We start from the raw sequence: 24,570 nt of genomic DNA on the forward strand, positions 1-24,570 counted from the left end.
TCGTTCTCCTTAACCGAGTTGAATGGTTGTTTCGTCCACGAAGGACGCTTCGGGGATGGGCAGGTTGCGGGGTGCGGGGCCTTTGCGGATGCGCCCAGCGGTGTCGTAGTGCGACCCGTGGCAAGGGCAGAACCAACCGCCAAATTCGCCTGCGCCGTCACCAACTGGCACACAGCCAAGGTGGGTGCAGACGCCGGATTGCACGAGCCATTCGCCCGCTTCGTCCAGTGCGCGGTTTTCGTCTGTCGCCGGATCGCTGTCAGCGAGGTTGGCGTTGTTTGCCTCACGGTCGATGAGGTCTGCGACGTCTACGGCGCGGGCTTCTGCGATTTCTTCCTCGGTGCGGCGTCGAATGAACACCGGCTTACCTTGGAACAAAACCGTCATCTGCGTGCCGGGATCAATTGCGCTGACGTCAACGCGAATCGATGCAAGCGCCAGAACGTCGGCGGAAGGGTTCATTTGGTTGACGAGCGGCCAGACCGCTGCGCCTGTGACGACTGCACCTGCACCCGCTGTCGCGTAGTAGATGAAATCGCGGCGTGTGCCTTGATGGTCTTCTGGGTTTGACACGTGTCCATCTCCGAAGTTGGTGGGCGGAATGCCCTGCGAAATAGGTCAAGGACCCCAAAAATGGAGTCCTTTCAGCGGGCTACTTAGCGGCAAGACCCTAATAGGTCCAGTATGATTGAGGGCAGACTTGCAGACTGCGGCGATTGGCCCCTAGGCCGGATCGGTATCAATCATGGAGGGACGTGCGGCAAATTCCCCATGCCATTTGGCGAGCGCGTCATTTCCGGCCTGCCAGTTGCGGTGACCATGGCGAAAGTCGACATAAGACAAGGCACAGGCGACGGCGATTTGTGCGGCGTTCAGCGGGCCTGTTAGGTGCGACATCCATCGGGCATTAATGGCAGCTATCGCGCGGTCTGCTTTGCCCCACTGCGCCTCAAGCCATTCGGGGCTTTGCTGGGCTTCGGGACGCAGGCGCGTTTCATAGACCATGCCGACGGTGGCATCCATGATGGCATCTGCCGTCGCCTCAAGCGTCAAAACCTCATAGAGGGCGTGCGAAGGATACAGCCCCGCGTCTGCCTGATCGTCCAGATACCGCGTAATCACGCGGCTGTCGTAGAGGGCGGGACCATCGGCCCGCACGAGGGCGGGAATTTTACCGGTGGGATTCGCGGCAAGGATTTCAGCGGCCGATTTCAATGGGCTTGAGGTGACCTGTACCTCCTCCACGCGGTCAATCAGACCCGTTTCGCGCAGCATGATGCGGGCTTTGCGGGCGTAGGGAGAGGGGGGCGACATGATCAGGTGCATGGGATTACTCCGGTGGGGTGCGCATGAGGGCGGCGAGGGTTGCTGTGTCTGTTCCGATGCCAGAGGTTTCTATCCCGTCGGCGGCGAGGCGCGCCACGTCGGGTTTGGGTGCATGGGCTCGGTCCTTCAAGGGAACAGGACCACGTCGTCACCGTCTTTCCAAGGGGTGTATTTCGTCATGATCGCGGCGAAGCGGTCTGACGCTTTGAACGCGGCGAGCCAGCGTTGCGCGTGTTCAAATGGCTGGGCGGTCCACCAGTCCAGATCGGTATGGGCGAACTGGCGAACGAAGGGGAGGATTGCCAGATCAGCCAGACCTGCGCGATCCCCGCCCAACCATGGCTGACCGTTCAAGATAGTGTCCAGTTTTGCGATGAACTCTGCCGCCTTGGCGCGGCTTTGCTGGGCGTCCAGATCTGGATAGCGGACGGCGTATTTGGTTTGATCGAGGGCGGTTTTGAATGGGCCATCGTTGAGCTGAATGAGGGCCGCGATCTCATCGGGCATCGCGTTGATCAGACCTTCGGGGTCATTGCGACGAAGCGCCCAGTGCATGATGTCGAGGGATTCGTCGATGACGCCCTTTTCGGTGATGAGAACGGGCACTGTGCCTTTGGGCGATGCATCGAGCATCGCTTGTGGTTTGTCGCGCAGGACGATTTCACGCAACTGGACCTGCTGGCCGCTGCTGGCCAACGCGAGACGGGCGCGCATGGCGTAGGGGCAGCGGCGGAAACTATAGAGGATGGGCGTGTGCGGCATATCGGCCCTCCGGGGGGAGTTTTTCTAGTCAGATGAAGCCAGAAGCTGCGTGTCCGTCTGGCCGGTGATTCTGGCGGTGACGATCTGGGATTCAGGTTGGTCGCTGTCGAAGGTGACTTCGGTGAACTGTTCCGTGCGGCCCATGCGGGGGTTTTCCATGAGGATCTGGTGCGTGCGGCCCTGTTGGACGGTCAAATGTTCAGCCACGGCGGCGTCACCGGCGGCGCGCAGGCGGGCGGCGCGGGCTTTGATGTCTTTGCCATTCACGGCGGGCATGCGGGCTGCGGGCGTGCCTTGGCGCGGGGAGTAGGGGAAAACGTGCAGCCATGTCAGGGCGCAATCCTCGACGAGTTTAAGGGAGTTTTCGAAATGCGCCTCAGTCTCGGTCGGGAAGCCCGCGATGATGTCGGCGCCGAAGGTCATGTCGGGGCGGAGTTTGCGGGCGTCTTCGGAAAAGCGGATGGCGTCATCGCGCAGGTGACGACGTTTCATGCGTTTGAGGATCAGGTCGTCGCCGTGTTGGAGGCTGAGATGCAGATGCGGCATGAGGCGGGGTTCCGTGGCGATGGCCTGCATAAGGTTTTCGTCGACCTCAATGCTGTCGATGCTGCTGATCCGCAGGCGCGGCAGGTCGGGCACCAGTTTTAGGATGCGCATCACCAGATCGCCGAGCTTTGGCGCGGCGGGCAGATCGGCACCCCAAGACGTCAGATCAACGCCGGTCAAGACGACCTCGTTGTATCCTTTGTCCACCAGCCGTTTGATTTGGTCGACAACGACGCCCGCAGGCACGGAACGGGAGTTGCCGCGGCCGTAGGGGATGATGCAAAACGTGCAGCGGTGGTCGCAGCCGTTTTGGACCTGCACATAGGCGCGGGACCGCGTGCCGAAGCCGTCGATCAGGTGGCCTGCGGTTTCGGTCACCGACATGATGTCGTCGACTTGCACGGGTTCCGTGGTGCCGATGAGATCTGGCGCCATGCCGGCCCAGGTCGAGGCCTGCATCTTTTCGGTGTTCCCGATGACCTTGGTCACCTCCGGCATCGAGATGAATGTCTCAGGTTCTGTCTGTGCGGCGCATCCTGTGACGATCAGGGGCGCGTCGGGGTTTTCGCGGCGCAGTTTGCGGATTTCTTTTTTGGCCTTGCGCACGGCCTCTGCGGTGACGGCGCAGGTGTTGACGACCATGGCATCACGCACGCCTGCGGCCTCGGCCAGTTCTTTCATGGCTTCGGTTTCGTAGGCATTCAGGCGACAGCCGAGGGTGGTGAATTTCGGGGCGTTCATGGGTGCCAGACGCCAGTGAAGACATGGGCAGTGGGGCCGGTCATCCAGACGCCATCGTCGCGCCAATCGATGTGAATCGTGCCGCCGTCCAGATCGATGCGCACGGTGCGGCCTGTCAGACCTTTGCGTTGGGCGGCCACTGCCGTGGCGCAGGAGGAGGAGCCGGAGGCCAGCGTGACACCCACGCCGCGTTCCCACACCCGCATACGCAGGTGGTTTTCACCCACCACATGGGCGAATTGCACGTTGGTGCGTTGCGGGTAGAGCGGGTGATGTTCGATGGCCGCGCCGCGCGTGTCCAGATCAACCGCGTCGGCGTTGTCGACAAAGAAGGTGCAGTGGGGGTTGCCCATGCCGGTGGCCAGCGGGGCGCCGTCAATCGGCAGGGCGTCGATGTCCACGTCGCGGGCCAGCGGAATGTCGCGCCAATCGAGTTGCGGCGGACCCATGTTGATCGAGGTCAGGCCATCGCCCGCGTCTTGTGCGTAGAGCGTGCCGTGATCCGTTGTAAGCGTCAGCGAGGACTGTCCTGATTCCCCCATCAGGTGCCGTGCGATGCAGCGTGTCGCATTGCCGCAGGCGCCCGAAGTGCTGCCGTCGGAATTGTAAAAGGTCAGGTGCACATCGGCCTGGTCGGTCGCGCCCAGCACCGCCAATTGGTCATACCCCACGCCGCGATGACGGTCCGCCATCGCCATAACAAGGCTGTTTGACACGCGCTTTACCCCATCGCGTTCGTCAATGACGACGAAATCATTGCCAAGCCCATGCATTTTCATAAAGGGCACGCCGGTATTGGGGTCTTGTGTCATGGGCGGCATATAGGGGAGGCGCGAAAATGAATCCAGAGCATTGGTCTGATTTGGGGTTGACGGTCTGGGCTGTGGTTTCTAAATGCAGCGCCAGTGGGCCGTTAGCTCAGTTGGTAGAGCAACTGACTTTTAATCAGTAGGTCGTTGGTTCGAACCCAACACGGCTCACCACTTTCCCTCTCGTTGAACGACATTTGGGTGTCGAGGCTGCCATGACCAGTTTTGACGTTCGCCAGATTTCATTGGGAGGTGGCCTGTAGCGCGATCCGAGATGCGCCGGGTCATCCAATGCTTTGGCCAGGGTCGTTTTCGTTTGATGTTTGTCTTGGACGTGCGCAGGTTCTGCCCCTTTCGGAGACATGCTATAGTCAGGCCGACTATGGGGTCGTCTGGACTGTCGCTATTGTATCGGCCAGAAGGCGCGCGATTGTTGCGGATCCCTTGAGGGAGGGGTGGATTCGATCCTCATCATAGAATGAGATATCCATCGGATCGATAACCTCATCGACGGACAAGAAGGTCACATTCGGGATCTGGGCCACCCGCGTTGCCAAGGTTTCGAAATAGGGCACACACCCGCTGAATTCGTTTCCCCCAACGGGTGGTTTTGCATAGCCAAGAAAGACGACATGCGTGCCATCGGTGGTGACGTCGTTCAGGAACTGACCAAGTTCTCCGCCACCGCTCTCGGTTATCAATACCTCAACCTCTTGCGCGCATGTCTGCGCGCACCCGCACGCTTCCCCAAGGTCATTCCCACCACCTGTCATAACCAGAATATCGGGCCGGTCGGCTCCAAGTTGCTTGCGGATATCAAAGCCCCGCAATCCGCCCCAGAACCCGGTGCTGACCTCTGCGCCAGAAACAGCCCTGTTCTCCACCGGACGGTTCAATTCGCGTGACAGAATTGCTGGAATGGATGCGTCTTCATTCCACGCCAGAATGCTGTCACCGACCGCAATTATGGATTGCGCCGCACCATGTGACGGCAAGATGAGAGAGAGGCAGGTGAGGATGCTTCTCAAAAACACAATGTCCTCCGGTCTTGGTGTTGGGGCCTACGCTGCTGCGGTTGCGGCGGCGTACCCAAAGTAGTTCAGGACTGTGACGACACCCCAAAACGTGCCAAAGACGATGCCCACATTGCGGCCGTGCCGTGTCACTCTGGGATGATGCCCCAGCCCCGAAAGACCGGCATGATTGGCGTTCACCAGCACAAAGAGGGCTGCCATGATCCCGAGTATGACATGCAAGGTATGGCGATCAGCCAATGGCAACGTCAGCCCATAGAGGATGCCAGCGGCCAGAGAAATAAAGGCCAGTGCGCCCTGACGTTGTTCGAACAGCATCACGAAAATATAGTTGGCGCCTGCTGGGGTCTTGTCTGCGGGCGCGGCTGCGATTGCGGCGTCCAGCATGGCGATTTCGTCATCATGGGTCAGCAGCTTGGACGGGCGCGGCAAACCGGGCCCGAAAAACGGCAGAACCCAGTTGACCACCCAACGGGCCCAAAGTGGGCGGTAGACTTCGACGGCATGAACAAAGGCCGGAGCAATACAAAGCAAGAGGCCCAGGGTTGAGATCAGGGTATTAGACATAGGCGGAGGCGTTCTTTCTGTTGGGATGTAAATTAGCAGGTTCCGGTTAAGATTGAGGTCGCCGAACGGGGCGGGTTTACTCTGGGGTCAGGTGCGCGATGGCGCCTGTCCAGTCCTCTAGGTGGCAGGGCTTGGAGATCCGCCTGCCCTCACTTCTGGCCGCAGTGCTGACACCCGTTCTTTGCGTCTTTGGCATGGAGCCCCCCCGCTTGCACGATTTGTTACTGAGTGGTACGAATAAGAAATACACTTCGTCAAGATAAAAATACCACCCAGTAACAAAATGAATGATGACTCTCCCAAACCCGCGCGCGGTCGACCGCGGAAAATGAATTCCGACGACGTGCTGGATGTCGCCATGACAGCCTATTGGCGCACCGACCCTGCGGATGTGTCGGTCAACGCGATTTGCCAGATGGCGGGCATCTCCAAACCCTCGCTGTACCGCACATTTGGCAACGAGGACGGACTGATGCGCGCGGCTCTCGACAGCTATGCAGAGGGTGTGGTTGCGGACATCTTCGAGATACTGAACGGCGGACGGGGGCTGCGCGGCACGCTTGACGGTCTTGTCGACTTTGCCTGTGTTGACCCGCGCATGGAAACCGGCTGCCTCTTTTACAAAATGCGGACGGGCAAGCACCGTCTTGGGCCGGAAACACGGGCGCGGGTGGAGGAACTCGACGCGGCGGCGCAGGCCGCATACTTAGCTTTCTTGCAGTCCTGTCGTGATACCGGAGACTGGACCGACGACTTGTCAATCCAAGCTGGCGCAAAATACCTCAGCGAGCAAATCGCGCTTGCCATCACCCAACGGGCCTCTGGCGAGGACCCGGCGCGCATTCGTGAAATGCTGGGCTTCGCATTGTCCGTGTTCAGTCGGCCTAGATAGCTGTCACGCAAGGCGCATCCGATCCCCGATGGGTGACCATGAGACTCTGGAATTCTATGCAGCTTTCCCAGGCGCGACTGTTTAGCCGAATTGCCAAAGCGTGCCCCGTCAACCTTCGGTCGGTTTACAAATAGGTGTCATAGTACTCAGCGAATGCGTCGGCCTGAAAGGCCATTGCATCCTTTGAGATCGGTGCCTTGGGTGCAACAGTTTCGAACCCGTGAAAACCACCTTCGTAGAGTTTGAATTTCGTCGGTACACCGGCACGGTCCAATGCATTGATGTAGGCGATCGTCTCATCTTTGAAAGGTTCCATGTCACCGACAAAGCTGATGGTCGGTGGGTGCCCTGTCAGGTCTTCGCGCAATGCTGGTGATGCGTGATCCGGAACGTTTCCGTTCAGATGGCCTAAGTAATTAGTCCACGCCAAAGCGTTGGAGCGACGGTCCCATACAGCGCTTCCGATCATTTCACGGCCCGATTTGGTTTCCATGCGATGGTCAAGCATCGGATAGATTGGCATCTGAAACGCGATGTGGGCCGCTTTGGCGTCGAGGGTCTTGAGTGTCAAAGCCGCCGCCATGCCGCCGCCGCCGCTATGCCCGCCGACAATGAACGCATCATCTCGGATGCCCAGATCAGCCGCGTTGTCCTTCATATACATCAAGGTATCGAAGCAATCGTTCAAGCCATGCGGATATGGGTGACCGTCCAGTGAGAGACGGTAGGCCGGCGCCACGATAACGACATCGCGTCGCGCGATGAGGTCCTGAAAGAAAGGATGCGCTTGTTCCGGCACGCCAACCTGATAACCGCCGCCATGGGCATAGATCATTGCAGGCAGAGGGCCTGTCACGCCTTTGGGTTTGTAGACGCGGGCGCGAATTTTATGGCCGGGCGTCGGGACGCTTGGAATGAAGATTTCGTCATTGGCCAGACCTTTGATTTGATTGCCAACCATGGGCTTCATCCCAAACCGTTGCATCATGCGCAGGCCCCAGTTCCGCCTGGCGATCCACGTCACGATCCGCCCCGCGAAATAAGCTGACTGCAAGTCCTTGTGATACATTGCGCGTCTGAGGCGGGTCATGGTGGGGATGCTCCTGTCATGTGAATTTGCTAGGGGCAAATCTAGAAAGGATGTGGCGGTTTCTCACTCGCGCGATGTGCCAATGTGCCCGCCGTCAGTGCCAATTCCCGATTTATGGGGCTGCATCCGTGTCTGGTTGCGCCAGTGTTCTGGCGATGCGCCCTCCCATCGTCTGAAGGCGCGGTAGAACGAGTTGGGATCTTCGAAGCCCAGCAGAAAACTGATCTGCGTTGCGCCGAAGTCAGTTGTTGTAAGGTAGTGCTTGGCAAGGGCTTCACGCGCGTCGTTCAGCGCTTCGAGCCAAGTTGTGCCGTCCTCAGCCAGCCGTCGCTGTAGGGTGCGTTTGCTCATCGCAAGTTCGCGCGCGACATCTTCGACACTCGCCCGTCCGCTCGGCAAAAATTCGTTTAGGCAATGGGCAACACGCGCGCGCGTCGTTAGCGGGGACTTGCGGGATATCGGGCTATCCCTGCGCAGTTGAGGTTCAAAAAGCGCCCATATTTCGTCGTTATGTGTCACGAAGGGCAGGGCCGCATCCTGAGCGTGCACTGTGACGGTTGCCGCCGATTTGCGTAAAATGACACATCCGAAATGCGCCTCATAAGCCGCGAGGTCCGGTGGGTTGAATGGAAAGGCGACGGAGTTTGGCACGATCCGCTGGCGTGTGGCACGTCGCATGAAATTCACTAGAAAAACGATTTCGGTCAAAGACTGCGTCGGATGAAGGGCATGGCCGCCCGCTGCGCGAAAGACGATTGTCGTGTCGCGATCCCCCGTGCGCACATCAAGTCGGAACGGGCTGACCCGCCGCTTGTAGTCCGCCATACGCTGCGCCGCGACATTCATATTCGGCGAACACATCGCGGCAAAGAAGGCGGGATCAAAATAGTCGATCCCGCTTGCATCGCCCAACTTCAGCGCAAGATGCGGATCATCGGCTTCGTCGGTCACAGCCGTCAGAAGTCGGTAATACGCGTCCAAAGATATCCGGCTGCCGTCGCCTTGCAACAGCCCCGACGGAAGATCGGCCCGTTTCAGGATGGTCAGAGGATCGATCCCAAGTTCGTCAATCAGCACCGATGCGGCCTTGCCGACATGGATTTTGGGATTGTTCGGATCGGACACGGGAGAGCCTTGAGTAAAGTCAAACAGGGCGTAGGTTAGCCTGTCTTGTGAAACGAGCCTACTCCCGTTCATGCCATTTCACTTACTTTATACGCCAAATAACGGGTGCCGAATTTCTACGCCCGAAGCAACGAAAAGGCGATATGACCGTGCAGTATAGGCCGGTTGCAGCAGTGCGAATGCTGTCGTTTCAAAACCTGTACCCTTATGGTCCAGCGACGCCAGCTGACGCCTTACCGTTCGAACATGGTGGGGTTACGGTAGTTCAATGACGCCAACGCGTGCGCCAAGTTGCCAGACGCCTGCCCATTCGTTTGAGGCCTGAATGTCTGCCCAGCAGGCGGCCATCTCATCTGAGAAATTGATGTCGTCAAACAGGATGAGTGCGCCGGATTTTGCGTGCTGGCGTGCGAGGTCCAGTTGGGCCGTCACGAAGTCCCGCGTGTGAATGGCGTCGATCAGAACGATGGAGGCCGGGGCTTTGATGCGGTCTGCGGTGTCCTCAAACGTGCCGAGGGTCAGAACGTGGCGCGGGGCGATCAGATCGAAGTTTTCCTTCGCAATGGGATGCCAGTCTGCGTTGGGTTCAAAGCTGTAGAGCGTGCCGGTGTCGGCCAGCTTTAGCCCTGCCAGCCAATACATCCCACTGGCCCCGAAGGCGGCGCCGACCTCAATAATCGCATCGGGGGCAAGGGTCGCGGCGAGCCACGCGTAAAACCTGCAAAAGTTTGCCTTGGTGCGCACATCATTCATGCGACGTTGAGGATTGGCCCCCATCGGTTTGCGGCCGTAGTTCTTCACGTTGGTGTATTCGGACCAAAGCGGCATATGCCCCAGACCATCCGTGGCCGCGATTGCACCCTCAATCGCGCCAAACAAAGGGCGGCACTGGGCATCAAAATCAGGCTGTTCGTCTGGGTAGCGGGCGAAAATGTCGGCCGCTTTGCTTGCGTCTGTGGTTTTGAGTGTCTCAATCCGGATCGGCATGGGCGGCCCCTTTCGTCTGAATAAGATGCTGAGAGATCGACCAGGTGTTGTCCAGCCTCATCGCAGGGCCGTGTCTTCGAATTCCAATTCTGCCGCGGCTTTGATGGATCTGCGGACGGCGGCCTGTGCTGTGCGGGCAAACAGGAACGTCCCCTTTACCTGTGGTGATTTGGGGAAATGCCATTGGCCGGTGATGCGGGTGGCGGTGGCGTTGATTTGGCCTGTGTAGACGGGGTTATCGTCAGCCTCGAAATCCGTATAGGTTTTGGTGAATTGAACGCGCGCACCCGTGCGGTCCCCCACCAGAACGGCCAATAATGTATCCGTGGATTGCGACCGGAATGTATTGGGTTCAACGATTTCGCCCCGTAAGACCCCCGCGGTTTCCGTCAGGACCGCGTCAAAGGACACCGGGCTGCCAAAGGCGATGTTGTCGTAGTCATATCGACCTGTCCAACTTCCGCTCAGGCTGTCCGAAGCACCCATAATCAACCCTTCCGCAGGGTATCACCGAAGGTGAGCGTGGGTTCCAGTTCGACGACCTGACCTTCGTCCGCCGCCCCTTCTGCATTGCGCGCCGCAATGATCCGGGCCGCCGTCTGGCCGATTTCAAACCGGCAGGCATCCATCGTTGCCAACTGGTGGCTGAGACCATCCAGAAGATCGACCCCGTTGAACCCCGCAAGGCCGATCGAGCCGGGAATGTCGATGCCTCGGTCTTGCAGACACATCAGACCGCCTGCACCGATCATGTCGTTTGAGTAGTATAGAAAATCGAGGTCAGGAGTGCGGTTGAGCATCGCATCCGTCATCTCTCGGCCTTTGGCAAGGGCGGAGCCGCCGGAATAGAATTCCTGATCGGCAATCTCAATTCCGCCTTTCGCAAGGGTCTGAGTGAAGCCTTCGAACCGTTTACGGGCGCGGTGGTCGAGGGGCATTTTCGTGCCCATGAAGCCGATCCGTTTGTATCCTGCAGCCAGGATCGCTTCCGCCATGACACGACCAGCGCGGCGGTGGGAAATGCCCACAGCGGTGTCGATCGGCTCCCCGTCGGTGTCCATAATTTCAACCACTGGAATGCCGGACTGCATCAGCATCGCACGCGACGCGTCGGAGTGTTCCAAGCCCGCAACGATCACCCCTGACGGACGCCACGACAGCATCTCAAACAGGACTTTTTCCTCTTTCTCGGGTTGGTAGTCCGTGACGCCAACCACGGGCTGTAGGCCAGTGTCGTCCAATTCTTCGCTGATACCGGACAGAACCTCTGGAAAGACCATGTTCTTGAGGCTGGGGATCACGACGGCCACGAGGTTCACCCGTTGCGATGCCAAAGCGCCGGCGATCTTGTTGGGCACGTATCCAAGCATGCGGGCGGCGTCTTTGACTTTTTCGCGGGTCGCTGCGCTGACATCGCCTTTGTTGCGCAAAACGCGGCTGACGGTCATTTCGCTGACGCCCGATGCCTCAGAGACATCGCGAAGGGTCAGGGGGCGTTTGGATCGGGTCTGCACTGTGCCTGTCCTGATAGTGTTTCTTTCTCTTACCGCCCAACGCCGTGGAAGTCCAAGGTCTTGCGCGACGCGGCGAAGAGAGGCACAGAGGAGAGGGCGCGGCCCCGTGGCTCAACTGGATAGAGCAGCCCCCTCCTAAGGGGCAGGTTGCAGGTTCGAATCCTGCCGGGGTCGCCATTTCTTTTCGATTGCTTTGCGGGACACGCGCAGGATTTTCGGGGCTTGTATTGATAACGGCGTGGCCGCACAAAACCTGTTCAAAAAGGGAGGATGCCCATGGTCCGCGCGTTGGTTTGGAATGAAAACGTACATGAGCAAGAGAACGCGGTGGTGCGAGATATTTATCCGGAGGGCATTCATGGATGCATCGCTCGGGCTTTGTCTCAGCACGATGATATTTCTGTGGACACGGCGGTTTTACAGGATCCTGACCATGGGTTGACCCAAGATCGTCTGGATCAGACGGATGTTCTGGTGTGGTGGGGGCATGCCGCCCATGGGGATGTGGCAGATGAGGTGTGCGAACGTGTGTGTGATGCGGTGCTGGGGGGCATGGGCATCATCTTTTTGCATTCGTCGCATTTTGCAAAACCGTTCAAGCGACTGATGGGGACGTCCTGCAATCTGTCTTGGCGTGAGGCGGGGGAGAAAGAACGCCTGTGGGTGACCACGCCATCGCATCCGATTGCGGCAAACTTGCCGCCTCATTTCGAGTTGGAAAACGAGGAGATGTATGGCGAACCCTTCGGTGTGCCCGCGCCCTTGGAAACCGTGTTCCTGAGCTGGTTTGAGGGCGGCGAGGCGTTTCGGTCTGGCCTGACCTATCGGCGCGGGGCGGGCAACGTGTTTTACTTCCGCCCAGGCCATGAGACCTATCCCACGTACCATCAACCCGTCATCCAGCAGGTGTTGGCAAACGCTGTGCGCTGGGCGCATAATCCTGCGCCCCGTATGACGGACGTGCATGATGCGCCGAATGTTCCTATTGAAGACGCGCTTGAACCCTTGACGCAAAAGGGCGCGCGTTTGCACAAGGATGGTGAAGATGGGTTCCGCTGAACCGCGGGTTCGGGTTTTGATCCTTGGGACAGGTGGGATGGCCCATACCCATGCCAAGGCCTTCGTCGCCCATCACAAGGCGGAGCTTGTGGCGGCTGTTGAACTGGATGCCGACCGGTTGGCGGAGTTTGCGGACACCTACGAGATTGAGACGCGGTTCACCTCCCTTACTGACGCGATTGAGTGGGGGGATTTTGATGCGGTGTCGAATGTCACGCCGGATGGTGTGCATTTTGCGACCACAAAAGACCTGATCGCAGCGGGCAAGGACGTGTTGTGTGAAAAGCCCCTTGCAACCAACCAACTCGAGGCCGCGACGCTGGCCTCTTTGGCGGGTGAGGCGGGCATCGTGAATATGGTCAACCTCAGCTACCGCAATGTGCCTGCGTTGCAAGAGGCCGCCCGTTTGGTGGCGGGCGGAGAGATCGGGGCGGTTCGGCATTTTGAGGCATCGTATCTGCAAAGTTGGTTGACGCAGGATGCGTGGGGCGATTGGAAAACCAGCCCCGTGTGGTTGTGGCGCTTGTCGACGGGTCACGGGTCGAAGGGTGTGTTGGGGGATGTGGGGATACACATCCTTGATTTTCTGACCTTCGTGGCAGGCAGTGATGCGGCCGACGTGTCCTGCCGGTTGCGCACATTTGACAAGGCCCCCGACGGGCGGATCGGGGAGTATTCCTTGGACGCCAACGACAGCTGCGCCATGACGGTCACGTTGCAAAATGGCGCGATGGGCGTGGTGAGTGCGTCGCGCTTTGCTTCAGGTCATCATAATGACTTGCGGTTGCGACTGTACGGAGACGAAGGCGGGCTTGAGGTTGCGTTTGAGAACGGTGAGGGCCGGTTGCGCACTTGCACCGGCGGTGACCTGACAAACGCCAGTTGGGTCGAACGCAACGTGCCGTCTGGTGATGATATTTTTGACCGGTTTTTGACTGCGGTGCAGTCTCGTCAGATGCCAGAGCCCAGCTTTGCGACGGGCGCGCGGCTTCAGGCGGTTTTGGATGCGGCAGAGGCATCGGATGCGCAGCAAGGCGCGGCGGTTCTGATCTAGGCGCTTAGTCTGGTTTCGTGGCCCAACGGGGTGGCGTTTTGTTGAGGAACGCATCCAGCCCATGGGCGGCCTCCTCCCCCTCCCAAATATGGGTCAGGGCCTCAACCGTTTCATCGATGGTTGCGCGGTCAATGACGGCACCCAAGGAACGGGCGAGGGCTTTGGCCGCCCCGACCGCACCGGGGGCGACCTGCAGATAGGGGGCGACCTCCGCCTCAATCGCGGTGTCCAGATCGGCGGCGGGCAGGGCGCGGGCGACAATGCCAAGCTCCTTCGCTTCATCCGCGCCGAAGACGCGCGAGGACATGAAGACCCGCCGCGCCCGGCCTTCGCCCATGCGGGCGATGACATAGGGGCCAATGGTGGCGGGGATCAGACCAAGACGTGTCTCCGTCAGGCCGAACAGGGCGGCATCATCGGCGATGGCCACGTCGCAGACACAGGCAAGGCCCACGCCACCGCCCATGGCGGCCCCGTGGATGCGCGCTATCAGGGGGGTGGGCATGTCGTTGAGCGCGCCCAACATATCGGCAAGGCGTCCTGCCTCGGCCACGCGGGTGGCACGGTTGGCTGTGATCTGGTCGCGCATCCAGCCCAGATCGCCGCCCGCGCAGAACACGGATCCCGCGCCCTGAAGAACGATGGCGCGGATGGTGGTGTCCGCACCCATCGTTTGGGCCATTTCGGTCAGGTCATCCATCATCTGCGCCGAGAGGGCATTGCGTTTTTCGGGCCGGTTGAGTGTGACAGTGGCCACATCGCGCGGATCGACTGTGACCTTGAGGGTTTTGAATTGCATCGTCATGTCCTTATGTCCTCAGACTTTGGGCGAAAACCGCCGCTTGGCTTAGCCGTTCGGGGTCAATACCGGTGGTAAAACCGTTGGCGTGCAGCATGTTGACCACCGCCTCAGTTGCGACATTTCCGGCGGCACCGGGGGCGTAGGGGCATCCGCCCAAGCCACCGGCCGCGCTGTCAAAGCTGCGCAGTCCCCGATCAAGACCGACCTTTATGTTGTCCAACGCATGGCCTTTGGTGTCGTGGAAATGTCCGGCAAGGCGGGACGCGGGGATGCGGTGCAGGAGGGTGTCCAGAACCCGCGCCACGGTTTTGGGTGTGCCGTGCCCGATGGTGTCGCCAAGGCTGATTTCATAGCACCCCATATCGATGAGGTCCGACGCGACCCGCGCCACGTTGTCCGGCGGGGTGGGCCCATCGTAAGGGCAATCGGTGATGCAGGATACATATCCGCGCAGGGGCACCCCCGCCGATTCTGCGGCCTTTGCGACGGGGCGGTAGCGATTAAGGCTTTCTTCGATTGTGCAGTTCAAGTTGGCTTTGCTGAACCCTTCGGAGGCAGAGGCGAACACCGCAACCTCATCCGCGCCTGCTGTGATCGCGGCGTCAAACCCACGCGTGTTCGGTGTTAACGCACTGTAGAGGACGCCTTGCGTTCGGGTGAGGCCTGCCATGACGTCGGCGGCGTCAGCCATTTGCGGGACCCATTTGGGGCTGACAAAACTGGTGGCTTCGATCTTGGTCAGGCCCGTGGCGCTGAGAAGGTCGATCAGCCGGATTTTGTCAGCGGTCGGGATGTGTCCGCTTTCATTTTGCAGCCCATCGCGGGGGGCCATTTCAAAGAGGGTCACATGATCAGTCATCGCGCGCCTCCAGCCGGATCAGGGTTTGCCCGTCCGCGACTTGATCACCTTGCGCGCAAAGGACTTCGGCCACGATGCCATCGCGTGGTGCGCGGAGGCTGTGTTCCATCTTCATCGCCTCGACAATCAGAAGGGGTGCATCTTTGGTGATGTGGTCGCCTGCGGCGCAGGTCAGGGTGCTGACAAGGCCGGGCATGGGCGCCACGATGACATCCGCGTCACCGTGGCTGACGTCGGTGAGGGCCAGAGGATCGGGATGGTGGAACCTGCGGGTCGTGCCACGGTAAAACACTGTGATCTCTCGTCCGTGGGTGATTACGTTGGCTTGCGTCGCGGTCCCTTGGGTCTCGACGATCCAGCCTGCCTTGGCCGGTTGGAGCCGAAGATCGTTGCCGTTCACCGTGAACGTATCGTGGCCCAGCAGTGTGACGTGATGTTGGCGCGCCTCACCTGCCTCCTCAAGCGTCAGTGCATGGGTTGGCTGCCCCCATGTCCGAAAGCCCTGAAGGTGCGCCCAGGGGTCTGAGTCTGCGGAGGGCAGAAGCCCAAGAGCCGCCAGTGCCGCGAGGGTTGAGGGCGCTTCACTCCTTTGCATATCAGACGTCAGGCTTTGTAGATCGCGGGCGATCAAACCCGTGTCGACCGCGCCGTCCCGGAACCCGGCGTGCCGGACCAAACGGGACAAAAAGGGCGTGTTGGTCACACAGCCAGCGATTTCGCATGCGTCCAAGGCCGACGCCAGTCGGGCAGCGGCCGCGGCGCGGGTTTTGGCGTGGACGATGACCTTGGCAATCATCGGGTCGTAGTGGGATGTTACGGCATCCCCCTGATCAACCGCGCTGTCGATCCGCAGGCTGCCTTGTTCGAATGCAACTGCCCTTGGCCATGAGAGATGATGCAGCGTTCCGGTCGCTGGCAAAAAGCTGTTGGCCGCGTCCTCTGCATAGATCCGCGCCTCCATCGCCCAGCCGTTTATGGACAGATCTTGCTGCGTTACGGGCAGGGCCTCCCCCGCTGCGACGCGCAGTTGCAGTTCCACAAAATCGAGGCCGGTGATCGCCTCGGACACGGGATGTTCGACCTGTAGGCGGGTGTTCATTTCCATGAACCAGAAGCCGTCGGTGCGAAGGGGGCCAGACCCGTCCACGATGAATTCAACAGTGCCCGCGCCGGTGTATCCGATTGCCTTAGCCGCATTCACGGCGGCCTGACCCATCGCGTCGCGCACAGCTTGCGGCATGTCGGGGGCGGGGGCCTCTTCGATGACTTTTTGATGTCGTCGCTGAAGGGAGCAATCCCGTTCGAACAGGTGCACGATGTTGCCGTGCCTGTCGCCGAAGACCTGAATTTCGATGTGCCGCGGCTGGGTGATGTATTTTTCGATCAGACAGGCCGGATCGCCAAAGCTGGCTTGACCTTCGCGTTGGGCTGCTGCCAGCGCATCGGAGAAATGCGCGGGGTCCTCAACCAGGCGCATGCCTTTGCCACCGCCGCCAGCGCGGGCCTTGATCAGTACCGGATAACCGATGGTTTCAGCCTCCGCCGCCAGCGTGTCGGGGTCTTGCGCAGGGCCATGATAGCCAGGCACCACAGGGACGCCTGCCTGTTCCATCCGTGATTTTGCTGTGTCTTTAAGGCCCATTGCCTTGATTGCGCTGGCTGAGGGCCCGATGAACGTGAGGCCTGCGGACTCTATCGCGGTGACAAAATCGGGGTTTTCGGACAAAAAGCCGTAGCCGGGATGAATGGCCTGTGCGCCGGTGGCCTGTGCAGCGGCGATGATGGCTGCGATGTTCAGATAGCTGTTTGCGGCATCTGCCGGGCCGATGCGCACCGCCTCATCCGCCATCCGCACATGTTTGGCGTGCGCGTCCGCATCGGAATAGACCGCCACTGTGGCGACCCCGAGACGTTGGGCTGTGGCCATAACGCGGCAGGCGATTTCGCCCCGGTTGGCGATAAGGATTTTGTCAAACATGGCCTGCCCTACATCCGAAACACGCCAAACCGCGTGTCTTCGATTGGGGTGTTCAGGCTTGCCCGCAGGGACAAGGCCAGAACATCACGGGAGGTGCGGGGATCAATGATGCCGTCGTCCCAAAGCCGGGCTGAGGCATAGAGAGGATGGCTTTGTTCGGTGAACATATCGATGGTGGGTTGTTTGAATGTGGCTTCCTCTTTGGCGGACCACGATTTGCCCTGACGCTCCAGCGCTGTGCGTTTGACCGTGGCCAGAACGCCTGCCGCCTGTTCGCCGCCCATCACGCCGATCCGGCTGTTGGGCCATGTCCACAAAAAACGCGGGTCATAGGCCCGTCCGCACATCCCGTAATTGCCTGCCCCAAAGGATCCGCCGACCAGCATGGTGATTTTCGGAACAGAGGTTGTGGCCACGGCGGTCACCAATTTGGCGCCATCCTTGGCGATGCCGCCGGCCTCATATTGTTGGCCCACCATGAAACCGGTGATGTTTTGCAGAAACACGAGGGGGATTTTCCGCTGTGAGCAAAGCTGCACAAAATGCGCGCCTTTGAGTGCGCTTTCGGAAAACAGCACACCGTTGTTGGCGATGATCCCCACGGGCATTCCCATCACATGGGCAAACCCGCATACCAATGTTGTGCCATAAAGTGCCTTGAATTCGTCAAAGCGCGACCCGTCCACAAGCCGGGCGATGACCTCACGGATATCATAAGGTGTTTTGAGGTCAGCAGGGACAACGCCCAAGATCTCTGCCGGATCATATGCGGGGTCTTCGGGCGGTTGCAGATCAATGTGGGCGCTGCGGGCTGCACCAAGGTTGCGCACCGCATCCCGCGCCAAAGCAAGGGCGTGCGCGTCATCTTCGGCCAGATAATCGGCCACGCCGGACAGGCGGGTGTGAACATCTCCGCCGCCCAGATCCTCGGCGGTGACGATTTCGCCTGTTGCCGCCTGAACAAGGGGCGGGCCCGCCAGAAAGATCGTGCCTTGTTCCTTCACGATGATGGTCACGTCCGACATCGCGGGCACATAGGCACCGCCCGCGGTGCAGGAACCCATAACCACGGCGATCTGTGCAATGCCCTTGGCCGACATGCGGGCTTGATTGAAAAAGATGCGCCCGAAATGGTCACGGTCGGGAAACACCTCGTCCTGATTGGGCAGGTTCGCGCCGCCACTGTCGACAAGGTAGATGCAGGGCAGATTGTTTTGTTCCGCGATGTCTTGGGCGCGCAGATGTTTCTTCACCGTCATGGGAAAGTAGGTGCCGCCCTTAACCGTCGCGTCGTTGCACAGGATCATCACATCACGGCCCTGTACACGACCCACGCCGGCAATGATCCCCGCAGACGGGGACGCGTTGTCATACATCCCATGCGCCCCGAACAGTCCGATTTCAAGAAACGGTGCGCCGGGATCCAGAAGGGCTGCGATGCGGTCACGGGGCAGTAATTTGCCACGGTCTTTATGACGGGTGCGGGCGGCGTCACCGCCGCCCGCCATGGCCCTATCGGCGGCATTTCGGATCGTGTTCAGCGCGTCATGATGGGCGGCCTCGTTCGCCTTGAAGGCCTCAGACGTGGGCGAGATGTTTGACGTCAGAACAGCCATCAGCGCATCGACCCCATCAATTCGCGCCCGATCAACATACGGCGGATTTCGGATGTGCCCGCGCCAATCTCCATCAGCTTTGCATCGCGGAAGATGCGGGCGACCGGTGCATCGTTCATAAACCCTGCGCCGCCCATGGCCTGCACGGCCTGATGGGCCACGGTCATCGCTTCCTCGGACGCATAAAGGACGCAGGCGGCGGCGTCCTGACGGGTCACGTCGCCCCGATCACAGGCCTTCGCGACCTCATAGATATAGGCGCGGGCGCTGTTCAGTTTCGTGTAGATGTCGGCAATCTTGCCCTGCATCAGCTGGAAATCCCCGATGGGTTTTCCGAATTGAGTGCGCTGGGCTAGGTAGGGCATGATCTCATCGAGGCAGGCGGCCATGATGCCGGTGCCGATGCCAGACAAAACCACGCGTTCGTAATCCAGACCGGACATCAAAACCTGCACGCCGCGGCCGACTTCGCCCAAGACGTTGTCCATTGGGACTTCGACGTCGTTGAACACCAGTTCAACCGTGTTCGATCCGCGCATGCCGAGCTTGTCGAAGTGTGGCGATTGGCTGAACCCCGCCATGGATTTTTCAATCAGAAAGGCAGTGATGCCTTTTGATCCGGCATCGGGGTCTGTCTTGGCATAGACGACCAGCGTGTTGGCCTCACCGCCGTTGGTGATCCAGTATTTGTTGCCGTTGAGGATGAAGCGGTCGTTCGTCTTATCCGCCCGCAAGGACATGCTGACCACGTCAGACCCGGCCCCGGCCTCAGACATGGCGAGGGCCCCGACGGAGGCTCCGCTGATCAGATCAGGCAGGTAGCGTGCTTTTTGAGCGGCAGTGCCATTCAGGCCGATCTGATTGACGCACAAATTGGAATGCGCCCCGTAGCTGAGGGCAACACTTGCGCTGGCCCGCGCGATTTCTTCCACAGCGACAACATGGGCGAGGTATCCCATACCTGCGCCGCCGTCGGCCTCGGGGATGGTGATCCCAAGAAGGCCGAGTGCGCCCATCTCTTCCCACAGCCCTGCGGGGAAAAGGTTGTCTGTGTCTGCTTGCGCGGCAAGGGGTTTGACGCGGTCTTGCGCCCAACGATGCACCATGTCGCGCAGGGCATTGACCTCGCCGCCTAGATCAAATGTCATTGAGGCGTTAAACATCGTTTGGCCTTTTTGTTGGGGGAGAATAGGGCGCGCCCACACTTTGCAGGGCGGCGCGCACGTAGCATTCGGTTATGTCGGCCGGGCTTTGCGGGCCGGTTTGGCGATACCAGACGGTGATGCCGCCCAGCATGGACAGGATGGCACGGGCCTGAATGGCCGGATCCGTCAGGAGAAACGCACCGCTGTCATGGCCTGCCTGGAGAATGCTGCGCAGGGCGCTTTCATAGGTATCCCGTTTCGACATGACGGCCTGGGCGCCGTCCCCTTCAAGGCTGCGCAATTCCATGTAGGCGATAAAAATATCGTCGGGGTTTTCGATGTTGTGATGGATGTGGCCGCGAACAAACGCCTCAAGGTTCTGTAGGGGCGTTGCATCAGGATCAATGGGTGCAATCGCGGCCTTGTGGGCGCGTTCAAGGTTTTCCACCATCAGATCGACAAGGATCGCCTGCTTTGATGCAAAGTGATTATACAGCCCGCCCGGTTGCTTGCCGATGGACTGTGCGATGTCACGCATGGCGACCGCGTTGTATCCCTTTTCGGCAAACAGGCGGCGGGCTGCGTTTCGGATGAATTGCTTGGTGCGGTGTTCTTGGGTCATGGCAAAAATGAATGTACGTTCATTCCTTTCTAGCAAGGCCATATTGATCTGTCCAGCGGGCAAGCGGTCTTGACCCTTGACGGCGGAGGCAGCGCTGTGAAACCTGCGCGCCAAAGAGGGGCACGCCCCTCCATCGCGTTTGCACGTTTTCAGAAAGGCTGCCTGTCATGACTTTGTCCCTCAAAAACCCCGCCCTTCTCCGCGAAGCTGCCCTTGTTGGGTCCCGTTGGATTGACGCGGACGGGGCGGGCATTGCCGTCACCAATCCGGCGACGGGTGATGTGATCGGCCATGTGCCGGATCTTGGTGCAGATGAGACGCAAGAGGCCATTTCGGCGGCTGAGGTGGCGCAAAAAGACTGGGCCAAAAAGACAGCAAAGCAGCGGGCGGATGTGCTGCGCTGCTGGTTTGACCTGATGATGGCCAACCAAGAAGACTTGGCCCAGATCCTCACGGCCGAACAGGGTAAGCCACTGGCAGAAGCCCGCGGTGAAATCGGCTATGGCGCGTCTTTTCTCGAATGGTTCGCAGAAGAGGCGCGTCGGGCTTACGGCGATGTCACACCGACCAACACACCGGACAAACGGATTGTGTGCATCAAGCAGCCCGTGGGCGTCACGGCAGCTATCACGCCATGGAACTTCCCCAACGCGATGATCACGCGCAAGGCGGCCCCTGCCTTTGCTGCGGGCTGTGCGATGGTGCTGAAGCCGTCCGAACTGACACCTTTTTCGGCTATCGCGATGGGCGTTTTGGCGGAAGAAGCCGGGCTGCCTGCGGGGCTGTTTTCGATTGTGACAGGTGATGCGGCGACCATCGGCGGCGTGATGACCGCCAGCCCTGTGGTCCGCAAGATCACCTTTACCGGCTCCACTCGTGTGGGCGCGATGCTGTATGAACAATCGGCCAAGACGATCAAGAAACTGGGGCTGGAGTTGGGCGGCAACGCGCCATTTATCGTGTTCGATGACGCCGATCTGGATGCGGCTGTTGACGGTGCGATCCTGTCCAAGTTCCGCAACAACGGCCAGACCTGCGTTTGCGCCAACCGCATTTATGTGCAGGCCGGCGTTTATGAGGCCTTTGCCGAAAAGCTGGCCGAAAAGGTCTCTGGCCTGAAGGTCGGCAATGGCGCTGAGGACGGCACTGTCTTTGGCCCGCTGATCAACGATGCGGCGGTGAAAAAGGTCTCTGGTCATATTCAAGACGCGACGTCCAAAGGGGCGCAGGTCGTGCTGGGTGGCAACGCGCATGAGATGGGCGGGACATTTTATCAGCCAACCATTTTGACGGGCGTGACATCCGACATGGCCGTCGCGACCGAGGAAACCTTCGGCCCCGTCGCGCCGCTGTTCAAATTTACTGAAGAGGCCGAAGCGATTGAGGCGGCCAATGCCACGGAGTTCGGCCTTGCGTCCTACTTCTACAGCCGCGACATCGCGCGGGCCTGGCGCGTGTCGGAGGCGCTGGATTATGGCATGGTCGGCGTGAACACCGGCCACGTTTCCACGACGGAGGCGCCTTTTGGCGGGGTCAAGTCATCAGGGCTGGGCCGCGAGGGCGGGCGTCAGGGCCTCGATGATTTCATGGAAACGAAATACATCTGCATGGGCGGGATCGACTAAACCGTCTGATTAGCGTCAATCGCGTCAGGGGCGGGGGAGGGATCTTCCGCCTTTTGCACATCTTCGTCATCCTCCCACGCGTCTTTCATCAGGTCACGCGCGGATTGCTTGAGACGCACGTACGCCGATTGGGCGCCCGGGATTGCACGGCTTTGATAGATTGGATCGACCGCAGCAGCGGTGCCCGCCACGGGGGAGGCAATGATATTGCGCCGCATCAGATCCTGCATAACTGCATCCGCTTGCGCGGGGCCGATGTTCAGCCATTTTTGAATGAGGGCGGGGGATGCTTTGGCGTGGGTGCGGGCAAAGAGGGCCGCCCAATCCAACGTGGCTTGTCGGATTGGGGCGGCAGCTACTGGGATAGCCGCTGCGGGCAAAGGCAAAACTGGGATGATCGCAGTTGCCCCGGCAGATCGGAGAAAGTCTCGTCTCTTCATGACAGTGATATGGGGTGCGCGGGGCGTGCCTTAACGGGGAAAGCGGCTTGACCGTTCCCCCACCGGATCACACCATGCGAATAACGTCTTTATCGATGGCCAGCATATAGCCACGTCGGGCGATGTTGCGCACCAGCAGTTCAGAAATCATCTGGTTGCCCAAGGTGTCGCGCAGCCGTTTGATGCGGGTGGCGCCTGCGGCCTCTTCGCAATCGGCGGCGGACCGGCCCGAGATCACGCCCTCGATTTCGGCCCCTGACAGGACCTCATCGTCCATGCGGGCTTCTGCCAGCACGCTGAGGGTTTCAATGGCTGCATCTGTCAGTTTGAATTCAAAGTTGTTGAGGTAGACCATATTCTGGTCGCGGCTGATCAGAAGGGAATTGACCTCAATCCCCTTGCGTTCGATCTGACCCATGCGCCGGTTCATCGCGATGAGCATCACAAGAAACGCGACTGCGGCGATCAAAAGCGCGGTCGCAAAAACCAGGAGTACAAAGATCACAAACCGGTAGCTGTCCAAGGTCGCCGAAAAGGCGGTTCCGGATTGGGCGAGGATTTCCAGAAGTTTAATTTCAGCCTGACCGGTCAGCGACGCGTTTTCCACAAACAGCTGTTCCACCCGCGCGTTGAACGCGTTTGCGTCGGGGAGGTTCAAAAACAGCAATACCGCTGCGGTGCCAAGGATCAGCACGATGGCGGCGATCCCTGCGATGACGATGCGGTTGCCGGTCTGGCGGGCCTCAATAGCGGAGGTAGTTTTCGCCTGCACTCTCTTCTCTCTCCTCTAGTCCCGCCTCATCGAAGACGCTTTCGATGCTTAGCAACTGCCAGTCATCTTGCGCCAGTCGTGGGGCCAACTGGGCGGCGGCTGCGTCGACCGTACAGTCGCCTGTGATTTCGGCCACACCGTAGTGCAACCGCAACGGATCGTCACGTTTGGCTTTGTAGTCGGCAAAACACGCGGCATGCGCTGTGCTGGACACGGCCATCAACGTGACAGTTATTAGAAGAGTGCGTTTCATGAGAGGAGCATGGCTGTGGTGCCCGTGTTATTCAATATCGTCGACCAACTTTCCTGTGCCATCCCATAACATCTCCGCGCTATTGAGAGGCAAAGGGCCCTGCGCCCATCGTTGATCCAGTTCAGCCGACATGCCCGTCGGCGACCCACACACAAAGGATCATCGATATGTTTACAAAAACACTGACGGCAGGCGTTCTGGCCGTATCCCTCGCCCTGACAAGCCTGTCCCCCACCCAAGCGCAGGCGTCCTTTTCCGAAGAAGACGCTGTGGTTGGCATTCTGACGCTGCTGTTGCTGGGGGCCGCCATTCACAACAGCCGCGACAATGGTAACGACCGCCCGCGGGTCGACCCCAATGCGTGGAAGGTGTTGCCCGATCAGTGCCTGCGTCAGACCACCCGTCGCAATGGCAATTCCATCCGGTTCTTCGGCCAGCGGTGCATGAACAACAATTACGCCTATGTGTCCCGTCTTCCACAGGCGTGTCACGTCCGGTTCCGCAATGAAAACGGCCAACGTCGCCAAGGCTGGCGCGCGCGGTGCCTGCGCAACGAAGGGTTCCGCTTTAACCGGCACTAAGGCCGCAGCGGACAAAGGCGGCCCGCCAAAGAAGGCCGCCCAAACGGAGGCAGGGGGGAGGACATGGCCCCCTGCCTCTTTCGTTTGTTCCATGCAATTTGTGCAGATCGGGGATGCGGCTTTGGGGCTAACTGGGTCAGAATTGCTGACTATATTGTTTGTTGTAACCAGAGTGAGAGACAAGATGATTCAGGATCGACTGACCGCAAAATTTCAATCTGCGAAACCAGCCCAGCGCCGTGTCACCAAACCACAGCCGCGTCCGGCGCCGAAATCTGCGAAATCCCCTGCGACGGACAGCTACACCAAAGGCCGCCGCCTTTCGGGGTCTTTCTGGATCTGATTCAGTTGCACTCTCGCACAGGGTCTGA

At 59.6% G+C, this 24,570-nt stretch carries 27 protein-coding genes and 2 tRNA genes; 7 read left to right on the forward strand and 22 right to left on the reverse strand.

Annotated elements, in window-relative coordinates; translation table 11 throughout:
* Positions 1-9: 9 nt before the first annotated feature.
* The 6 genes from petA to dapF all read right to left on the reverse strand — a co-directional run bounded on the left by petA (position 10) and on the right by dapF (position 4,196).
* On the reverse strand, positions 10-573 hold the full coding sequence (gene petA, locus PSJ8397_RS08445; RefSeq protein WP_085864130.1) for a ubiquinol-cytochrome c reductase iron-sulfur subunit: 564 nt from the start codon (positions 571-573) through the stop codon (positions 10-12).
* Between the two features lie 150 nt (positions 574-723).
* Positions 724-1,326 carry a glutathione S-transferase gene (locus PSJ8397_RS08450; RefSeq protein WP_085864131.1) on the reverse strand — a complete coding sequence of 201 codons (603 nt, stop codon included), beginning with the start codon at positions 1,324-1,326 and terminating at the stop codon, positions 724-726.
* 4 nt (positions 1,327-1,330) lie between these two features.
* Positions 1,331-1,456, reverse strand: coding sequence for a hypothetical protein (locus tag PSJ8397_RS17355; RefSeq protein ID WP_268794665.1), 126 nt, complete (start codon positions 1,454-1,456; stop codon positions 1,331-1,333).
* On the reverse strand, positions 1,453-2,088 hold the full coding sequence (locus tag PSJ8397_RS08455; RefSeq protein WP_085864132.1) for a glutathione S-transferase: 636 nt from the start codon (positions 2,086-2,088) through the stop codon (positions 1,453-1,455). Before PSJ8397_RS08455 ends, PSJ8397_RS17355 begins: the two co-directional genes overlap by 4 nt.
* Before the next feature lie 24 nt (positions 2,089-2,112).
* Positions 2,113-3,375: a tRNA (N(6)-L-threonylcarbamoyladenosine(37)-C(2))-methylthiotransferase MtaB gene (mtaB, locus tag PSJ8397_RS08460; protein WP_085864133.1), complete on the reverse strand. Its 1,263-nt coding sequence runs from the start codon at positions 3,373-3,375 to the stop codon at positions 2,113-2,115.
* Complete coding sequence (dapF, locus tag PSJ8397_RS08465) at positions 3,372-4,196, reverse strand: diaminopimelate epimerase (RefSeq protein WP_085864134.1); 825 nt, start codon at positions 4,194-4,196, stop codon at positions 3,372-3,374. The genes mtaB and dapF overlap by 4 nt, the downstream gene beginning before the upstream one ends.
* An 86-nt stretch (positions 4,197-4,282) precedes the next feature.
* On the opposite strand from dapF, the gene PSJ8397_RS08470 reads away from it, so the two are divergent.
* Positions 4,283-4,358, forward strand: a tRNA-Lys gene (locus PSJ8397_RS08470).
* Positions 4,359-4,564: 206 nt separating this feature from the next.
* Here the strand turns inward: PSJ8397_RS08470 and PSJ8397_RS08475 are convergent.
* Together PSJ8397_RS08475 and PSJ8397_RS08480 are read right to left on the reverse strand one after the other, a co-directional pair.
* Entirely contained in the window at positions 4,565-5,218 is a 654-nt protein-coding gene (locus PSJ8397_RS08475; RefSeq protein ID WP_159453111.1) for an SGNH/GDSL hydrolase family protein, read from the reverse strand.
* Between the two features lie 27 nt (positions 5,219-5,245).
* On the reverse strand, positions 5,246-5,785 hold the full coding sequence (locus tag PSJ8397_RS08480; protein WP_085864136.1) for a hypothetical protein: 540 nt from the start codon (positions 5,783-5,785) through the stop codon (positions 5,246-5,248).
* 328 nt (positions 5,786-6,113) lie between these two features.
* Between PSJ8397_RS08480 and PSJ8397_RS08485 the strand changes: the two genes are divergently transcribed.
* Positions 6,114-6,677, forward strand: coding sequence for a TetR/AcrR family transcriptional regulator (locus PSJ8397_RS08485; protein WP_159453112.1), 564 nt, complete (start codon positions 6,114-6,116; stop codon positions 6,675-6,677).
* 124 nt (positions 6,678-6,801) lie between these two features.
* On the opposite strand, the gene PSJ8397_RS08490 is transcribed toward PSJ8397_RS08485, so the two are convergent.
* From PSJ8397_RS08490 to PSJ8397_RS08510, 5 genes are all read right to left on the reverse strand, one after another.
* Entirely contained in the window at positions 6,802-7,767 is a 966-nt protein-coding gene (locus PSJ8397_RS08490) for an alpha/beta hydrolase (RefSeq protein WP_085864138.1), read from the reverse strand.
* 63 nt (positions 7,768-7,830) lie between these two features.
* Entirely contained in the window at positions 7,831-8,892 is a 1,062-nt protein-coding gene (locus tag PSJ8397_RS08495) for an AraC family transcriptional regulator (RefSeq protein WP_159453113.1), read from the reverse strand.
* A 255-nt stretch (positions 8,893-9,147) separates the two neighbouring features.
* Entirely contained in the window at positions 9,148-9,879 is a 732-nt protein-coding gene (locus tag PSJ8397_RS08500; protein ID WP_085864140.1) for an O-methyltransferase, read from the reverse strand.
* 57 nt (positions 9,880-9,936) lie between these two features.
* Positions 9,937-10,365 carry a hypothetical protein gene (locus PSJ8397_RS08505; protein ID WP_085864141.1) on the reverse strand — a complete coding sequence of 143 codons (429 nt, stop codon included), beginning with the start codon at positions 10,363-10,365 and terminating at the stop codon, positions 9,937-9,939.
* A gap of 2 nt (positions 10,366-10,367) precedes the next feature.
* The gene (locus PSJ8397_RS08510; RefSeq protein ID WP_085864142.1) at positions 10,368-11,393 is read right to left on the reverse strand and encodes a LacI family DNA-binding transcriptional regulator; all 1,026 of its coding nucleotides are present in this window, start codon (positions 11,391-11,393) and stop codon (positions 10,368-10,370) included.
* Positions 11,394-11,493: 100 nt separating this feature from the next.
* Here PSJ8397_RS08510 and PSJ8397_RS08515 point away from each other — a divergent pair.
* The 3 genes from PSJ8397_RS08515 to PSJ8397_RS08525 all read left to right on the forward strand — a co-directional run bounded on the left by PSJ8397_RS08515 (position 11,494) and on the right by PSJ8397_RS08525 (position 13,506).
* A tRNA-Arg gene (locus PSJ8397_RS08515) sits at positions 11,494-11,570 on the forward strand.
* A gap of 99 nt (positions 11,571-11,669) precedes the next feature.
* Positions 11,670-12,452 (forward strand): ThuA domain-containing protein, encoded by a 783-nt coding sequence (locus PSJ8397_RS08520; RefSeq protein ID WP_235000628.1) that lies wholly within the window; start codon positions 11,670-11,672, stop codon positions 12,450-12,452.
* A complete protein-coding gene (locus PSJ8397_RS08525) occupies positions 12,439-13,506 on the forward strand; it encodes a Gfo/Idh/MocA family protein (RefSeq protein WP_085864308.1) in 1,068 nt (355 codons plus the stop codon). Before PSJ8397_RS08520 ends, PSJ8397_RS08525 begins: the two co-directional genes overlap by 14 nt.
* 4 nt (positions 13,507-13,510) lie before the next feature.
* Here the strand turns inward: PSJ8397_RS08525 and PSJ8397_RS08530 are convergent, their stop codons facing one another.
* Genes PSJ8397_RS08530 through PSJ8397_RS08555 form a run of 6 tightly spaced genes read right to left on the reverse strand, consistent with a single transcriptional unit; the run spans position 13,511 to position 20,528 of the window.
* Positions 13,511-14,305 (reverse strand): crotonase/enoyl-CoA hydratase family protein, encoded by a 795-nt coding sequence (locus tag PSJ8397_RS08530; RefSeq protein WP_085864144.1) that lies wholly within the window; start codon positions 14,303-14,305, stop codon positions 13,511-13,513.
* Between the two features lie 10 nt (positions 14,306-14,315).
* Positions 14,316-15,167, reverse strand: coding sequence for a hydroxymethylglutaryl-CoA lyase (locus tag PSJ8397_RS08535; protein ID WP_085864145.1), 852 nt, complete (start codon positions 15,165-15,167; stop codon positions 14,316-14,318).
* A complete protein-coding gene (locus PSJ8397_RS08540) occupies positions 15,160-17,145 on the reverse strand; it encodes an acetyl-CoA carboxylase biotin carboxylase subunit (RefSeq protein WP_085864146.1) in 1,986 nt (661 codons plus the stop codon). The genes PSJ8397_RS08535 and PSJ8397_RS08540 overlap by 8 nt, the downstream gene beginning before the upstream one ends.
* A gap of 8 nt (positions 17,146-17,153) precedes the next feature.
* Entirely contained in the window at positions 17,154-18,761 is a 1,608-nt protein-coding gene (locus tag PSJ8397_RS08545) for a carboxyl transferase domain-containing protein (protein ID WP_085864147.1), read from the reverse strand.
* Positions 18,761-19,924: an acyl-CoA dehydrogenase family protein gene (locus PSJ8397_RS08550; protein WP_085864148.1), complete on the reverse strand. Its 1,164-nt coding sequence runs from the start codon at positions 19,922-19,924 to the stop codon at positions 18,761-18,763. The genes PSJ8397_RS08545 and PSJ8397_RS08550 overlap by 1 nt, the downstream gene beginning before the upstream one ends.
* Positions 19,917-20,528, reverse strand: coding sequence for a TetR/AcrR family transcriptional regulator (locus PSJ8397_RS08555; RefSeq protein ID WP_159453114.1), 612 nt, complete (start codon positions 20,526-20,528; stop codon positions 19,917-19,919). Before PSJ8397_RS08555 ends, PSJ8397_RS08550 begins: the two co-directional genes overlap by 8 nt.
* A 167-nt stretch (positions 20,529-20,695) precedes the next feature.
* Here PSJ8397_RS08555 and PSJ8397_RS08560 point away from each other — a divergent pair, with 167 nt between their 5' ends.
* Positions 20,696-22,153, forward strand: coding sequence for an NAD-dependent succinate-semialdehyde dehydrogenase (locus PSJ8397_RS08560; protein ID WP_200811296.1), 1,458 nt, complete (start codon positions 20,696-20,698; stop codon positions 22,151-22,153).
* Here PSJ8397_RS08560 and PSJ8397_RS08565 read toward each other — a convergent pair.
* The 3 genes from PSJ8397_RS08565 to PSJ8397_RS08575 all read right to left on the reverse strand — a co-directional run bounded on the left by PSJ8397_RS08565 (position 22,150) and on the right by PSJ8397_RS08575 (position 23,618).
* The gene (locus tag PSJ8397_RS08565) at positions 22,150-22,593 is read right to left on the reverse strand and encodes a hypothetical protein (protein ID WP_143515403.1); all 444 of its coding nucleotides are present in this window, start codon (positions 22,591-22,593) and stop codon (positions 22,150-22,152) included. The genes PSJ8397_RS08560 and PSJ8397_RS08565 overlap by 4 nt on opposite strands.
* A 67-nt stretch (positions 22,594-22,660) precedes the next feature.
* Positions 22,661-23,365 (reverse strand): winged helix-turn-helix domain-containing protein, encoded by a 705-nt coding sequence (locus PSJ8397_RS08570; protein ID WP_200811297.1) that lies wholly within the window; start codon positions 23,363-23,365, stop codon positions 22,661-22,663.
* A complete protein-coding gene (locus PSJ8397_RS08575; protein ID WP_085864151.1) occupies positions 23,337-23,618 on the reverse strand; it encodes a hypothetical protein in 282 nt (93 codons plus the stop codon). Before PSJ8397_RS08575 ends, PSJ8397_RS08570 begins: the two co-directional genes overlap by 29 nt.
* Before the next feature lie 167 nt (positions 23,619-23,785).
* Between PSJ8397_RS08575 and PSJ8397_RS08580 the strand changes: the two genes are divergently transcribed.
* Positions 23,786-24,199, forward strand: a complete 414-nt coding sequence (locus tag PSJ8397_RS08580) for a hypothetical protein (protein ID WP_085864152.1) — start codon at positions 23,786-23,788, stop codon at positions 24,197-24,199.
* Positions 24,200-24,570: the final 371 nt, after the last annotated feature.

Origin of the sequence: Pseudooctadecabacter jejudonensis (assembly GCF_900172275.1) — a bacterium.
GTDB lineage: Bacteria > Pseudomonadota > Alphaproteobacteria > Rhodobacterales > Rhodobacteraceae > Octadecabacter > Octadecabacter jejudonensis.